The sequence below is a fragment of the Gymnodinialimonas phycosphaerae genome, from assembly GCF_019195455.1.
GTDB classification, from domain to species: Bacteria; Pseudomonadota; Alphaproteobacteria; order Rhodobacterales; family Rhodobacteraceae; genus Gymnodinialimonas; species Gymnodinialimonas phycosphaerae.
In genome coordinates, this window is the sequence record NZ_JAIMBW010000001.1 from 365,532 (window position 1) to 379,583 (window position 14,052).

The 14,052-nt window shown below is 63.1% G+C and carries 15 protein-coding genes; 5 read left to right on the top strand and 10 right to left on the bottom strand.

The features are described from left to right. Window positions 1-57: 57 nt before the first annotated feature. Complete coding sequence (locus tag KUL25_RS01840; RefSeq protein WP_257891364.1) at window positions 58-411, bottom strand: hypothetical protein; 354 nt, start codon at window positions 409-411, stop codon at window positions 58-60. Window positions 412-498: 87 nt separating this feature from the next. Between KUL25_RS01840 and polA the strand changes: the two genes are divergently transcribed. Genes polA through KUL25_RS01860 form a run of 4 tightly spaced genes read left to right on the top strand, consistent with a single transcriptional unit; the run spans window position 499 to window position 4,607 of the window. Further along, the gene (gene polA, locus KUL25_RS01845) at window positions 499-3,288 is read left to right on the top strand and encodes a DNA polymerase I (RefSeq protein WP_257891365.1); all 2,790 of its coding nucleotides are present in this window, start codon (window positions 499-501) and stop codon (window positions 3,286-3,288) included. 1 nt (window position 3,289) lies between these two features. Further along, window positions 3,290-3,658 carry an MmcQ/YjbR family DNA-binding protein gene (locus tag KUL25_RS01850; RefSeq protein ID WP_257891366.1) on the top strand — a complete coding sequence of 123 codons (369 nt, stop codon included), beginning with the start codon at window positions 3,290-3,292 and terminating at the stop codon, window positions 3,656-3,658. Continuing rightward, the gene (locus KUL25_RS01855; protein ID WP_257891367.1) at window positions 3,658-4,074 is read left to right on the top strand and encodes a hypothetical protein; all 417 of its coding nucleotides are present in this window, start codon (window positions 3,658-3,660) and stop codon (window positions 4,072-4,074) included. Before KUL25_RS01850 ends, KUL25_RS01855 begins: the two co-directional genes overlap by 1 nt. After that, window positions 4,074-4,607, top strand: a complete 534-nt coding sequence (locus KUL25_RS01860) for a pseudouridine synthase (protein ID WP_282563136.1) — start codon at window positions 4,074-4,076, stop codon at window positions 4,605-4,607. Before KUL25_RS01855 ends, KUL25_RS01860 begins: the two co-directional genes overlap by 1 nt. Window positions 4,608-4,825: 218 nt before the next feature. On the opposite strand, the gene KUL25_RS01865 is transcribed toward KUL25_RS01860, so the two are convergent. From KUL25_RS01865 to KUL25_RS01905, 9 genes are all read right to left on the bottom strand, one after another. After that, window positions 4,826-6,145 carry a pyruvate dehydrogenase complex dihydrolipoamide acetyltransferase gene (locus KUL25_RS01865; protein ID WP_257891369.1) on the bottom strand — a complete coding sequence of 440 codons (1,320 nt, stop codon included), beginning with the start codon at window positions 6,143-6,145 and terminating at the stop codon, window positions 4,826-4,828. 12 nt (window positions 6,146-6,157) lie between these two features. Next, window positions 6,158-7,534 carry a pyruvate dehydrogenase complex E1 component subunit beta gene (locus tag KUL25_RS01870; RefSeq protein ID WP_257891370.1) on the bottom strand — a complete coding sequence of 459 codons (1,377 nt, stop codon included), beginning with the start codon at window positions 7,532-7,534 and terminating at the stop codon, window positions 6,158-6,160. Continuing rightward, a complete protein-coding gene (pdhA, locus tag KUL25_RS01875; RefSeq protein WP_068353234.1) occupies window positions 7,535-8,563 on the bottom strand; it encodes a pyruvate dehydrogenase (acetyl-transferring) E1 component subunit alpha in 1,029 nt (342 codons plus the stop codon). 157 nt (window positions 8,564-8,720) lie between these two features. Further along, window positions 8,721-9,014 (bottom strand): FtsB family cell division protein, encoded by a 294-nt coding sequence (locus KUL25_RS01880; protein WP_068353237.1) that lies wholly within the window; start codon window positions 9,012-9,014, stop codon window positions 8,721-8,723. Window positions 9,015-9,172: 158 nt separating this feature from the next. Continuing rightward, window positions 9,173-10,063, bottom strand: coding sequence for a fructose bisphosphate aldolase (locus KUL25_RS01885; protein WP_257891371.1), 891 nt, complete (start codon window positions 10,061-10,063; stop codon window positions 9,173-9,175). Window positions 10,064-10,134: 71 nt separating this feature from the next. Further along, window positions 10,135-11,325, bottom strand: coding sequence for a phosphoglycerate kinase (locus KUL25_RS01890; protein ID WP_257891372.1), 1,191 nt, complete (start codon window positions 11,323-11,325; stop codon window positions 10,135-10,137). A gap of 180 nt (window positions 11,326-11,505) precedes the next feature. Next, a complete protein-coding gene (gene gap / locus KUL25_RS01895; protein ID WP_257891373.1) occupies window positions 11,506-12,507 on the bottom strand; it encodes a type I glyceraldehyde-3-phosphate dehydrogenase in 1,002 nt (333 codons plus the stop codon). A 113-nt stretch (window positions 12,508-12,620) separates the two neighbouring features. Continuing rightward, window positions 12,621-12,764: a hypothetical protein gene (locus KUL25_RS01900; RefSeq protein ID WP_201178830.1), complete on the bottom strand. Its 144-nt coding sequence runs from the start codon at window positions 12,762-12,764 to the stop codon at window positions 12,621-12,623. 38 nt (window positions 12,765-12,802) lie between these two features. Then, window positions 12,803-13,288, bottom strand: coding sequence for a cupin domain-containing protein (locus KUL25_RS01905; protein ID WP_257891374.1), 486 nt, complete (start codon window positions 13,286-13,288; stop codon window positions 12,803-12,805). 226 nt (window positions 13,289-13,514) lie between these two features. On the opposite strand from KUL25_RS01905, the gene KUL25_RS01910 reads away from it, so the two are divergent. Then, window positions 13,515-13,925 (top strand): hypothetical protein, encoded by a 411-nt coding sequence (locus KUL25_RS01910; protein WP_257891375.1) that lies wholly within the window; start codon window positions 13,515-13,517, stop codon window positions 13,923-13,925. The last annotated feature ends 127 nt before the right edge of the window (window positions 13,926-14,052 follow it).

The window sequence follows — 14,052 nt, forward strand, 5'->3', positions numbered from 1 at the left end:
GGGCTGCCCCTTGGGGCGCTTAGCTGAGGGGGATTTCCTGAACCCCGCATTGCAGGGTCACGCGGCCAGTTTCGGCCTGAACGTAATCCGCGATGTTGTTGCCGCTCCAGGCCTCGTCGGGCGGCCGTCCAGCATTTCTCCGGTCCCCTGGGCGGTGCCCGTTGCCCCGTCGAAGACCGTGTATTGCACCGTCCCTTCCACCCCGTCGCCGCAATCGAACCGTGCCATGCCGGTCTCGTTGTCCCAGGTGCCGGTGCAGGCCTCGCCGGTGTATAGCTCCCCCCGCAGGGTGCCGCGGTCCCAGCCGATGGAGCCGCCCACAAACAGCGTATCGCCCCCGATGCAGCCCACCACATGGCTACAGCTTTGCGGGCTGCCCTCTTGATGCACGCAGTCGGGATCAAGCCGCATCTACGCGCTGGCGGAATTTGTGAAAAACACGGATGCAGTACCTGCCCCGGCAAGGTAGACACAGATCAGCAAACGAGGGAAAGCACCATGGCATTTGGAAAAGGACATCATCTTCACCTCGTGGATGGGTCAGCGTTCATTTTTCGCGCGTACCATGCTCTGCCGCCGCTGACGCGCAAGTCAGATGGTCTTCCAATTGGGGCGGTCGCGGGATTTTGCAACATGATCTACCGGATGATCGAGGCCAACACCGGCCCCGATGCGCCGACCCATGCCGCCGTCATATTCGACAAGGGCAGCCATACGTTCCGCAACGACCTCTATGACCAATACAAGGCCAACCGCGAGGCGATGCCCGAGGATCTGCGGCCGCAGATTCCGCTGACCCGCGATGCGACGCGGGCCTTCAACCTCGCCTGTATCGAGATGGAGGGGTTCGAGGCCGACGATATCATCGCCACCTACGCCCGCATGGCGCGGGAAGCTGGGGGGCGCTGCACGATCATTTCCAGCGACAAGGACATGATGCAACTGGTCGGTGACGGGGTCGAGATGTTCGATGCCATGAAGAACAACCGCATCGGCCGCGACGGCGTGCTGGAGAAATTCGGCGTCGGGCCTGAACGGGTCGTGGATGTGCAGGCGCTGGCAGGCGATAGCGTTGACAACGTCCCCGGTGCACCCGGCATCGGGATCAAGACGGCGGCACTTTTGATCAATGAATACGGGGATCTGGACCAGCTTCTGGCGCGTGCGGACGAGATCAAGCAACCCAAGCGTCGACAGACCCTGATCGATCACGCCGACCAGATCCGCCTGTCGCGACAACTGGTGTTGCTGGATGAAAACGTGGATCTGGCAGAAAGCCTCGATGACCTTGAAGTGCGGGAGCCTGACGCGGAACAACTTCTGTCCTTCCTGGCCGAGATGGAGTTTCGCACGCTCACCAAACGTGTCGCCGAGCAGATGGGCGCCGAGGCCCCGACCATCGCCGAGCCCACGCCCGAAGCGGCCCCTGACGCCCCTGAGATGCCCGCGATCGACCATTCCAAGTATGAGATCGTCAACGACGTCAAGACATTGCAGGACTGGGTAGACCGGGCCGTGGCCCGGGGCGAAGTGGCGTTCGACACCGAAACCACCTCGCTCAACGAGATGGTGGCAGAACTGGTCGGGGTCTCGCTCTGCATTGAACCAGGCGAAGCCTGCTACATCCCGCTTCTGCACCGGGGCGGCGGTGATGACCTCTTCGCCGACACTGCATTGGCCGAGGGGCAGATCCCGTTCGAGGACGCGCTGGCCGTGCTCAAGCCGATGTTGGAGGACGATAGCGTCCTGAAGATCGCCCAGAATGCCAAATATGATGTGAAGGTGCTGGCCAACTACGGCATCACCGTCGCGCCCATCGACGACACGATGCTGCTGTCCTACGCGCTGCACGCGGGTCTGCACAATCACGGCATGGATGCCCTGTCCGAACGCTACCTGGGTCACACGCCTTTGCCGATCAAGGCGCTGATCGGAAGCGGGAAATCCCAGATCACCTTCGACCGAGTCGCGATTGCGGACGCCGCCCCCTATGCGGCTGAAGACGCCGATATCACCCTGCGGTTTCACAAACTGTTCAAACCCAAGCTGCACCAGGTCGGGGTCACGAAGGTCTATGAACGGCTCGAACGCCCGCTGGTTCCCGTCCTTGCGCGCATGGAACGCTCGGGCATCAAGGTCGACCGCGAGGTCCTGTCGCGCATGTCCAACGCCTTCGCCCAGAAAATGGCAGGGCTGGAGGCCGAAATTCACGAGCTGGCCGGAGAGACCTTCAACGTCGGCTCGCCCGCACAGCTTGGCGAGATTCTGTTCGACAAGATGGGTCTGGACGGCGGCAAGAAGGGCAAGGCAGGGAAATACTCCACCGGTGCCGATATCCTCGAAGATCTCGCCACCGAACATGATCTACCCGCCCGCGTGCTGGACTGGCGGCAGTTGTCGAAGCTGAAATCCACCTACACCGACGCGCTGCAAGACCACATCAACCCGGACACGGGCCGCGTACACACGTCGTATTCTATCGCGGGCGCCAACACCGGGCGGCTCGCCTCCACCGATCCGAACCTGCAAAACATCCCGATCCGTTCCGAGGAAGGCCGCCGGATACGCGAAGCTTTTGTGGCCGAACCGGGTAAGGTGCTGGTGGCACTGGACTATTCCCAGATCGAGCTGCGCATCCTTGCCCATATCGCGGGCATCGACGCCCTGAAAGAGGCCTTCAAGGAAGGTCAAGACATTCACGCCGCCACGGCGTCCGAGATGTTCAACGTGCCGCTTGAAGACATGACCTCCGACGTGCGTCGTCAGGCCAAGGCGATCAACTTCGGGGTGATCTACGGTATTTCGGGCTTCGGCCTTGCGCGCAACCTGCGCATCCCGCGGGCCGAGGCGCAGGGCTTCATCGACCGCTATTTCGAACGTTTCCCCGGCATCCGCACCTACATGGACGACACCAAGGCCTTCGCGAAAGAGAACCTCTACGTGCAGACGCTCTTTGGCCGCAAAATCCACACGCCCGAGATCAACGCCAAGGGGCCCGGCGCGGGCTTCGCGGGGCGCGCGGCGATCAACGCGCCGATCCAGGGCACAGCCGCCGACATCATCCGCCGGGCCATGGTACGGATGGAGGACGCGATTGAAGGCATCCCTGCAAAGATGCTTCTCCAGGTCCACGACGAACTGGTGTTCGAGGTCGATGAAGACGCCACCGACGCCCTGATCGCGCGTGCGCGCGAAGTGATGGAAGGCGCCGCCCATCCGGCGGTGCACCTGAGCGTCCCGATCACGGTGGATGCCGGGCAGGGGGCGAACTGGGCAGAGGCGCATTGATATGTCCCACCCACCCGGCATCCGCACCTGGTCCGAGTTGCGCGCCTTCGCCCTGTCGCTTGGCCTGCCCAAGGTTGAAGACGCGGTGTCATGGGGCAACCCGAACCTCAAAGCTCACGGCAAGATGTGGTGCTGGTGGTCGCCCTACGTCGATGCGGCGATCTTCAAGGGCACCCGCGAGGAGCGCGAGGTACTGCTGGACGCCAACCCTGACACCTTCGTGATGCATCCGCACTACGCCAACACCGGGCTGACCCTCGTGGCGGCGGGCCGGATCGACCCCGATTGGGCGGAGGCGCGGCTGAGACGCACGTGGCGGGATATGGCTCCGAAACGCTGGCTCGCCAGCCATGATGCGGGGCAAGGCTGATGCAGGCGCTCTATGTCTTACGGGGCTGCCTCGCGGCCTATGCGGCGGGCGTGATCGTGATAACTCTCGCGATGATGGGCGCCGAGGGGGACGGACCTGAAGCCTTTGGGTTCGTTGCGCTTTTTGGTCTCTTCGCACTGATCCCGATGCTGATCATCACCTTTGTCATCTGGGGCGTTCTGGTGGCCAACAGCGCCCGCGTGAAGGCGTTGCAGGCGATGGCGCTCTGCGCGGCAGTGTTTTTCAGCCTCTCGGTGCTGGCGGGCGTGGCGGATGGGGAACTGCTGGCGCTTTTTGCCATCTCGCTGACCAGCCCGTTGGTGGGCGCGGCCTTCGGGGCGGCGTTCTGGGTCGGGGCCTTCGGGTTCCGCAAGGAAATGACCATGGCCAAACGCATGCCCGAGGATTGGTGGTGATGCTGATCGCGCTCAACAAGCCGATGAACATGCTGTCACAATTCACGTCCGAGGGCGGATGGCCCGCGCTCGACACGCTCGGATTGCCGAAGAAGATCTACGCCGCCGGTCGTCTGGATCGCGACAGCGAAGGGCTGTTGCTTCTGACCGATGATGGCGGCCTGCAGGCGCGGATCTCCTCGCCGAAATACAAATCCCCCAAGGTCTATTTCGCATTGGTCGAGGGGGTGCCGGACGGCGATGCCCTGAACAGGTTGCGCGCGGGCGTCACGCTGAAAGACGGCAAGACCGCCCCCTGTGAGGCCGAAACCGTCGATACCCCCGATTGGATCTGGGACCGCGACCCGCCCGTGCGGGTCCGCAAAACAATCACCGACACTTGGGTGCGCCTGACCCTGACAGAGGGCAAGAACCGCCAGGTTCGCCGCATGTGCGCCGCTGTGGGCTATCCGGTGATCCGCCTCATTCGGTATTCCATCGGTCCCCACACCCTTGAAACCCTCGCCCCCGGCGCGTGGCGCCACGTCGGTTGACGCAATTGAAAAAGGAGCACCCGGTTTCCCCGGCGCCCCTCTTCCCTGTTCTCTAAATATCCCGGGGAGCGCGAGGGGCTGGCCCCTCGCTTCTTTGGTCCCGCGCCGTCGGCGCGAGGGACTGGCCCCTCGCTCGCTTATTGACCCGCGCCTTTGGCGCAAGGGGCAGGTCCCTCGCTACTTTCGTCCCGCGCCGTCGACGCGGGGCGCTCTCCAACTCAGGCCAACATCACCATCGGGTTTTCAAGGTTTTCCTTGATCGCGGCCAGAAGCTCGGCCCCCAAGGCACCATCGATCACACGGTGATCCACCGACAGCGTGCACGACATGACTGTCGCCACGGCCAGCTCTCCGTCCGCACCCACGACAGGTTTCTTGACGCCTGCGCCGACGGCGAGGATCGCGCCGTGGGGCGGGTTGATGACCGCGTCGAAGTTCTCGATCCCCATCATCCCAAGGTTGGAAATGGCGAAAGAGCCGCCCACGTATTCGTGCGGTGCCAGCTTGCCATCGCGCGCACGACCCGCAAGATCCTTCATCTCGGCCGACAGGGCCGACAGGGACTTGGTATCGCTGTCTTTCAGGACCGGCGTGAACAGGCCACCATCGACGGCGACCGCCACGGCCACGTCTGAGGGCTTGAGCTTGATCATCCGATCACCCGCCCAGACGGCGTTGGCGTCGGGCACGGCTTGCAGCGCCAAGGCACAGGCCTTGATGACGAAGTCGTTGACGGACAGCTTCACGCCCCGGCCTTCCAGCTGCTTGTTGAGCTGCGAGCGGAACGCCAAAAGCGCGTCCAGTTGGATATCGCGACGCAGGTAGAAGTGCGGGATGGTCTGCTTTGCCTCGGTCAGGCGCGCGGCAACGGTCTTGCGCATACCGTTGAGCTTGACCTCTTCGAACTCGCGGCCCTCGTACATCTTGAGGACCTGTTCGGTCGACGGACCCGTGGGCATCGACCCACCGCCAGCGGGCGCTGCGGCGGCCTTGGGCGCCTCGGCGGCCGGGGCTGCGGCGGCTTTGGGCGCAGCACTCGCACCTTCCACGTCGGCCTTCACGACGCGGCCATGGGGGCCGGAGCCCGTGATCGTGGCCAGATCCAGACCCTTGTCGGCAGCGATCCGGCGCGCCAAAGGCGAGGCGAAGATACGTCCGCCATCGGCTTTTGCCGGGGCTGCCGGGGCAGGGGTCGCAGCAGCAGCCGCAGCCGCAGCCGCCGGGGCCGCTTCTTCCGCTGCCGGGGCAGCCGCCTCAGCGGCGGGGGCCACGGAAGGCGCGGCGGAGAAGTCTTCGCCTTCCTCGCCGATCAGGGCAATGGCGGTGTTGACCTTCACGCCCTCGGTGCCCTCGGCCACAAGGATCTTGCCGATCACGCCTTCATCGACGGCTTCGAACTCCATCGTGGCCTTGTCGGTCTCGATCTCGGCCAGCAGATCGCCGGAAGAGACGGTGTCGCCTTCTTTCACCAGCCATTTCGCAAGGGTGCCTTCTTCCATGGTCGGCGAGAGGGCGGGCATCAGGATTTCAATGGGCATCGCGGACGCTCCTTACCGGTAGGTGACTTGTTTGACGGCTTCGATCACCTCGTCGGTGGTGATCAGCGCGTGGCGTTCAAGGTTGGCCGCATAGGGCATGGGCACGTCCTTGCCGGTACAGTTGATGACCGGCGCGTCGAGGTAATCGAACGCGTTCTGCATCAGGTAGGCGGACAGGTGGTTGCCGATGGAGCAGACCGGAAAGCCTTCCTCCACGGTCACGCAGCGGTTAGTTTTCATCACCGAAGCCAGCAAGGTATCGTAGTCCAACGGACGCAGGGTGCGCAGGTCCACGACCTCTGCCGAAATACCGTCCTCGGCCAATTTGTCAGCGGCTTCCAACGCATAGGTCATGCCGATGCCGAAGGAGACGATGGTGACGTCCGTGCCCTCGCGCCAGATCTTGGCCTTGCCGAAGGGGATGGTGAAATCATCCATGTCCGGCACCTCGAACGAGCGACCGTAGAGGATCTCGTTTTCAAGGAATACGACCGGGTTGGGGTCGCGGATGGCGGTTTTCAGCAGGCCTTTGGCGTCGGCTGCCGAATAGGGCATGACGACCTTGAGGCCGGGCACTTGGGAATACCACGTCGCGTAGTCGTGGCTGTGCTGCGCGCCCACGCGGGCGGCGGCACCGTTGGCGCCCCGGAACACCATGGGCGCGCCCATCTGGCCGCCTGACATGTAAAGCGTCTTGGCGGCAGAGTTGATGATGTGGTCAATCGCCTGCATGGCGAAGTTGAAGGTCATGAACTCGACGATGGGCTTGAGCCCGCCGAAGGCCGCGCCCACACCGATGCCGGCAAAGCCGTGCTCGGTGATTGGCGTGTCGATGACGCGCTTCTCGCCGAACTCATCCAGCATGCCTTGGGTGATCTTGTAGGCGCCGTTGTACTCGGCCACTTCCTCACCCATCACGAAAACGTTGGGGTCGGCGCGCATTTCCTCGGACATGGCATCGCGAAGCGCTTCGCGCACCGTCTGGGTCTTCATCGGCGTGCCGTCGGGCCAATCGGGGCTGGTGTTCGCCTTTGGCGCGGCGGGGGCAGGGGCGGTGGTCGCAGGCGCAGGGTCGGACTTGCCTTCAGAACCGTTCAGCGCGGCAGGCGCGGGTGCACTTTCCGCTTCGGCGGCAGACATATCCTCGCCCTTTTCGCCGATGATCGCGATGGCGGTGTTCACCTTCACGCCTTCGGTGCCTTCTTCTACAAGGATCTTGCCGATCACACCTTCGTCGACAGCTTCGAATTCCATCGTGGCTTTATCGGTTTCAATCTCGGCCAGGATATCGCCGGATTGCACGGTGTCGCCTTCTTTCACCAGCCATTTGGCCAGCGTGCCTTCTTCCATCGTGGGGGAGAGGGCGGGCATCAGAATTTCTACAGCCATTTACACAGCCTCCCCTTGCGGTGCCTCATCGGCGTAGATGTCAGTCCAGAGTTCTTCCAGCGCGGGTTCCGGGCTTTCCTTGGCGAACTCGGCCGAGGCGTTGACGACCTCTTTGATTTCCTTGTCGATGGCCTTCAGGTCATCTTCCGTCGCGTGGCCGCCGGTCAGCAGCATCTGGCGGATGTGTTCGATCGCGTCGCGCTTTTCGCGCATCTCCTGCACTTCTTCGCGGGTCCGGTACTTCGCCGGGTCCGACATGGAGTGGCCGCGATAGCGGTAGGTCTTGATTTCCAGGATGTACGGCCCGTTGCCTGCGCGGCAGTGGGCGACGGCCTTTTCACCGGCGGCCTTCACGGCCAGCACGTCCATGCCGTCCACTTCCTCGCCCTTGATGCCGTAGGCGGCACCCCGTTCCCAGTAAGACGGCGAATGGGTGGAGCGTTTGGTCGAAGTGCCCATGGCGTACTGGTTGTTTTCAATGACGAAAATGCAGGGCAGGCCCCAGATTTCGGCCATGTTGTAGGCCTCGTAGACTTGGCCCTGGTTGGCGGCACCGTCGCCGAAATAGGTGAAGGTCACGCGGTCGTTGCCAAGGTACTTATCCGCAAACGCAAGGCCCGCGCCGATCGGCACCTGGGCTGCGACGATGCCGTGGCCGCCATAGAAATGTTTCTCCTTCGAGAACATGTGCATGGAGCCGCCCTTGCCCTTCGAATAACCGCCTTCGCGGCCGGTCAACTCGGCCATCACGCCCTTGGGATCCATCCCACACGCCAGCATGTGGCCGTGATCGCGGTACGAGGTGATGCGCTTGTCGCCTTCCTCGGCGGCGGCCTCAAGGCCCACAACGACGGCCTCTTGACCGATATAGAGGTGGCAGAAACCGCCGATCAGGCCCATGCCGTAGAGTTGGCCCGCCTTCTCTTCGAAGCGGCGGATCAAAAGCATCTCGCGGTAATAGGTCTTGAGCTCTTCCGCCGAAACATTCGACGAAGTTGCCGCTTTGGCGGTTGTCTTGCGTGCAGCCATTCTGCGCCACTCCTCTCCCGGCAAGGGAATAGTTTAACGTTGAACAATCTATTAGCAGAGGTTTCGCGCAGAGTCTTGGGGTAATGCTGACGCAGGGGCACAGATCCGCCATGCGCGGATTGAATGCCTTGTTTGCAAAGGGTTGCCGGGGGCGGGGTCAGGGAAGGATCAGCTCGTCCGGACGGGCGTAGCCCAAGACGTTGCGCACGCGTTCATCCAGAAGATCGATGTCGAGGTAGTCATCCGAGAGCCGCCGCGTCAGGATCTCCATCCGCTCGGTCTGCATCTGAAGGCGGGCCAGTTCTTCGGTCAGGCGGTCGCGTTCGGCCTCGACCTGGATGCGCTGAAACAGGCCGTTGTCCCCCTGCACCGCAGCGAAGGTGAAGTAGAAGCCCACAAGGAACAGGATGCCCGGCACGATGGCCCGGGTCAGGGATAGGGTCCGCAACATGTTTCTGCCTCTTGGCCCGAAAGGGCCCGTTCCGCGGACCTCTTGTGGATCCGTCGCAGACAGATTCGCATATTTCGGGGGCTTTGGGAATCCCCCACATTTTGTGGGGGAAAACCGTGCAGAAGTCAGGTGCCGGGGGACCCCAAGTACCGGGTGGCTCAGGTGATCGAGGCCTCGAAGATCGCGTCGATGGAGGCTTCCAGCTTGGCGTTGAACGTCGCCTCGTCCTGCTGTGCCGAAAGGCCTTCGGTCAGGGCACGGCTGAAGCTGGCGATCATGCCATGGTTGTTTGCCAGCTTGGCGGTCGCCTCTTCGCGGCTGTAGCCGCCCGAAAGCGCGACGACGCGCATCACTTTGGGATGGGCGATCAGTGGCGCGTAGAAATCCGCGACGTCGGGCAGGGTCAGCTTCAACATGATCTGGCGGTCACCGGGCATGGCGTCCAGCTCGGCCAGAATAGCGTCGCGCAGTAGCACCTCGATCTCGGCCTTGGCAGGCGCGGTGATGGACACCTCGGGTTCCAGGATCGGGACAAGCCCGTGGTCCAACACCTGTGCGCCAAGCTTGAATTGCTGCGCCACGTTGGCCTTGATCCCCTTGGCGTTGGGTTCGGTGATGACAGAGCGCGCCTTGGTGCCGAAAATGCCCTTGGCAACGGCACGCTCCAGCAGGGCGTCCAGTTCGGGGATCGGCTTGAGCATCTGGACGCCGTCGCCCGCGTCTTCAAGGCCCTTGTCTATCTTCAGGAAGGGGACGACGTGACGCTCGGACCAAAGGTACTCGGCGGCGGGGCGGCCCTCGATCTCTCGGTCCATGGTCATCTCGAACAGGATCGCGCCGATGACCTTGTCGCCGGTGAAGGCGGGGGCCGTGGCGATGCGCGCGCGCATGGCGTGGATCAGGTCAAACATCTCGGCATCCGAGGCGTAAGCCGTCTCGTCCACCCCGTATTGTTTCAACGCCTTGGGCGTGGAGCCCCCCGATTGATCCAGCGCGGCAATGAAACCCGCGCCCTTCTGCATTTGTGCGATCTGCTCTGCGTTGGCCATGAGGTGCCTCCTTTGACGTGCTTGACCCGGTTTAAGGCCCGCACGCGGGAGCGTCCATTGTGGTTGCGCTATCAGGCGGTCTTCGCGGCCTCCAGCGCCGCGACACCGGGCAGGGTCTTGCCTTCCATCCATTCAAGGAAAGCGCCGCCTGCGGAGGAGACGTAGGTGAATTGGTCCGCGACGCCCGCGTGGTTGAGCGCGGCAACAGTGTCGCCGCCGCCCGCAACCGAGATCAGGTCTTCGGCGGTGGTGGCGATGCCCGCCAGCTTGGCCGCGCGCACGGTGGCGGCATCAAACGGCGGCATCTCGAACGCGCCCAACGGGCCGTTCCAGACCAAGGTGGTGCATTCCTGAAGCAGCGTATCGAAGGCCGCGACGGTGGCGGGGCCTGCGTCGAGGATCATGGCATCGTCGGGGCAGGCGTCGGCGGGCAGTATCTCGGAGGGGGCATGGGCCTTGAATTCGCGGGCAACGACGATGTCGACGGGCAGATGAATGGTGCAGGCCGTGGTTTCGGCCTTGGCCATGATGGCCCGTGCGGTGTCGGCAAGGTCGTGTTCACACAGCGACTTGCCGACAGGCTTGCCTTGGGCGGCAAGGAAGGTGTTGGCCATGCCGCCGCCGATCACAAGGTGGTCGACCTTCTCGATCAGGTTGCTGAGCAGATCCAGCTTGGAGGAGACCTTGGCCCCCCCCACGACCGCCATGACCGGCCGCAGGGGCGTGCCGAGTGCCGCGTCAAGGGCGCTGAGTTCCGCCTCCATCAGGCGACCCGCGCAGGCGGGCAGCAGGCGGGCGACCCCCTCGGTCGAGGCATGGGCACGGTGCGCGGCCGAGAAGGCATCGTTGCAATAGACATCGCCAAGGGAGGCAAGGAAGCCCGCCATTTTCGGGTCATTGGCCTCTTCCATGGCGGTAAAGCGGGTGTTCTCGATCAGGGTCACGGTGCCCTCAGGCAGGGCATCCAGCGTGGCGCGGTCGGGCTTTTCGATGAAGGTGACGGATTGGCCGAGCGCGTCTTCGAGGGCGGGAAGGGTCACGCGCAGGCTCATTTCGGGGACGACCTTGCCCTTGGGGCGACCGAAGTGGGCCAGCATCACCGGGCGTCCACCCTTGGCCAGAATGTCCTTGATCGTGGGCACGATGCGCTCGATCCGGGTGGCGTCGGTCACGGTGCCGTCTTCCACCGGCACGTTGATATCCACGCGGGTGAGGACGAGTTTGCCCGCCAGATCCATGTCGTCGAGGGTGTTGAAGCGCATCGAAGGTCTCCCTGAGTGGTGGACGTGTTGTGCCATGCCCGAAGGGTCCGCCAAAAGGGTTTAGATGCCTCCCCTTCTGGGGGCAACGCCCCCAATCGGGCAGTGGGCCAGGATATTTTTGGAACGGGGAAGGGGCGCGCGCGCAATTTCAGACAAATGCGCGCGGCTTTTTGTAAGGCGTTACAGGAACTTGCCCATCGCCACGGCGGTATCGCTCATCCGGCAGGAGAAGCCCCATTCGTTGTCGTACCACGTCAGGATCCGCACCATGGTGCCGTCCAGGACCTTGGTCTGGTCGGTGGCGAAGATCGACGAATGGGGGTCGTGGTTGAAATCCATCGACACCAGTTTCTCATCCGTGACGCCGAGCACGCCCTTGAGCGGACCATTGGCGGCCTCGGTGATGGCGGCGTTGATTTCCTCTACGGTCGTGGCACGGGAGGCCTCGAACGTCAGGTCCACGACCGAAACGTTGGGGGTGGGCACGCGGATCGCCACGCCGTCGAGCTTGCCGTTCAACTCGGGCAGCACCAAGCCCACGGCCTTGGCGGCGCCGGTCGAGGTCGGGATCATCGACATTGCCGCGGCACGGGCGCGGTAGAGGTCCTTGTGCATCGTGTCCAACGTCGGCTGGTCGCCGGTATAGGAGTGGATCGTCGTCATGAAACCCTTGGTGATGCCCACGGTATCGTTGAGCACTTTGGCCACGGGCGACAGGCAGTTGGTGGTGCACGACGCGTTGGAGACGATGATATCGTCCGCCGTCAGCTGGTCATGGTTAACGCCGTAGACGATCGTCTTGTCGGCGTCCTTGCCAGGCGCCGAGATCAGCACACGGCTGGAGCCGTTTTCCAGATGCGCCTGGCAGGCCTCTTTCGAGGTGAAGATGCCGGTGCATTCCATCACGACGTCCACATCGCTCCAGGGCAGATCGGCGGGGTTGCGGATCGCGGTGACGGCGATCTGGCCCCGGCCCACGTCGATGGTGGTCTCCGTAGTGGTGACCGTCGCGGGGAAGCGGCCATGGACGCTGTCGTAGCGCAGCAGGTGGGCGTTCGTTTCCACCGGCCCGAGGTCGTTGATGGCCACAACCTCGATGTCGGTGCGACCGGATTCGATGATGGCGCGAAGTACGTTGCGTCCAATACGACCAAATCCGTTGATGGCGACTTTGACGGCCATGGGAATGCCTCCTGATGGATGGGCCGCGCGGGCGGCCTTGGGTGCCGAGTTGATGTTAGCGGTAACAGCGCCGTCTTAACGTGTGTCGCGACGCTTGGGAAGGGGCTGCAAGGTTAGCGCCAGAAGGCCATCCACCACAAAAGGTCCGCAAACTTCCGCCCCAGAAACAGCGAGGTGTTCCAGTCGAACAGGACGGCGTCCACCGCCAGGAAGGCGGCGATGAGGATGCAGATCCATATCGCAAGCGTGTTTGTCATTGGCGCCTTCCTGCCACGGAGCGCGTGCAGGCGGAAGGCTATTTCTTGGCGCCCATGACCGGGTTTTCAATCGCATCATGGGCAACAAGATCATAGGGCAGGCCCTGGTTGCGGAAAATGCGCTGCTTTTTGCGGGGGTAATCGCCCACGTCGTGCGGCAGGCGTTGGCCCATGACAAGTATACGCAGGGTCTCGGTGCCGGTATTCACGATGGTATGAGGGAGGCCACCGGCGCGGTAGCCGATGAAATCGCCCGGCGCGATGGGGTGATGTTCCTCTCCGATCGTTGCCGTGCCGGTGCCCGACAGGATGTAGACGGCCTCATCTTCATGGTGATGGACGTGGTATTCGGTGGTCTCGTCGCCGGGCGCAACCTCGATCAGGTGAATGCCAAGGCCGGTCAGGCCGGTTACGTCGCCGAGTGACTTGTTGATCCGCTTTGCGGCGGGGTTCACGAAGTGGACCTTCGCCACCCCCTCCATCGCGGCGATGTCGGCGGCTTTGATCAGGTAGATGTCGGTCATCTTGGCGCTCCGGGTTCAGGACCTTGGCAGCTTGGTCCAGCGACGCGAGACGCACAAGGCCGGGACGCATAGGGCCCAGACGCACAGGGCCGCAACGCACAAGGCCGCAACGCACAGGGCCGCGGCGTGCCTTTGCGTCAGGGAACTTTTTGCCTGCACCTGCGTTGACGCTACACACAACTTTTGCAAGGGGGCCACGCTTCACACACACCCAGAGGAAGCGCCAATGACGGTCAAAGAGTTTTTCCAGAAGAACGCCGCCGATTTTGCGGCTCGTGATATGGAGGCCTGCGCCGATACGCTTGCGATCCCCTCGACGATCCACGTGGGCGACAGGCAAATCCACATCGGGTCTCGTCCGCTGCTTCTGGACATGCTGACCGCCTATCGCCGCAACCTTGATGTGGAGGCTTACAGCCGGACGGAGTTGGAGATGCACCACGTGATGACAGACCGCCACGACCGGTGGCAGGCATTCCTGACGTGGCGCCACCTTAATGATCAAGGCGCGGTCATCAGCGCGGTGGATGCCACTTATATTGTGCGCGAAACATCGCCCGGACGCCTTCAATGCATCACCGCAGAGATCATTTCGCCCGCCAAATCGCGTTTGCTGATGGGACTTCCCGTCGTCTGATCTCCGCGCTCAAGCAGCCCGAAGGGCTGTAGCGCAGAAAGAGACTCCGCGCTCAAGTAGCCCAAAGGGCGGTAGCGCAGAAAGGCACCCCGCGCTCAAGTAGCCCGAAGGGCGGTAGCGCAGAAAG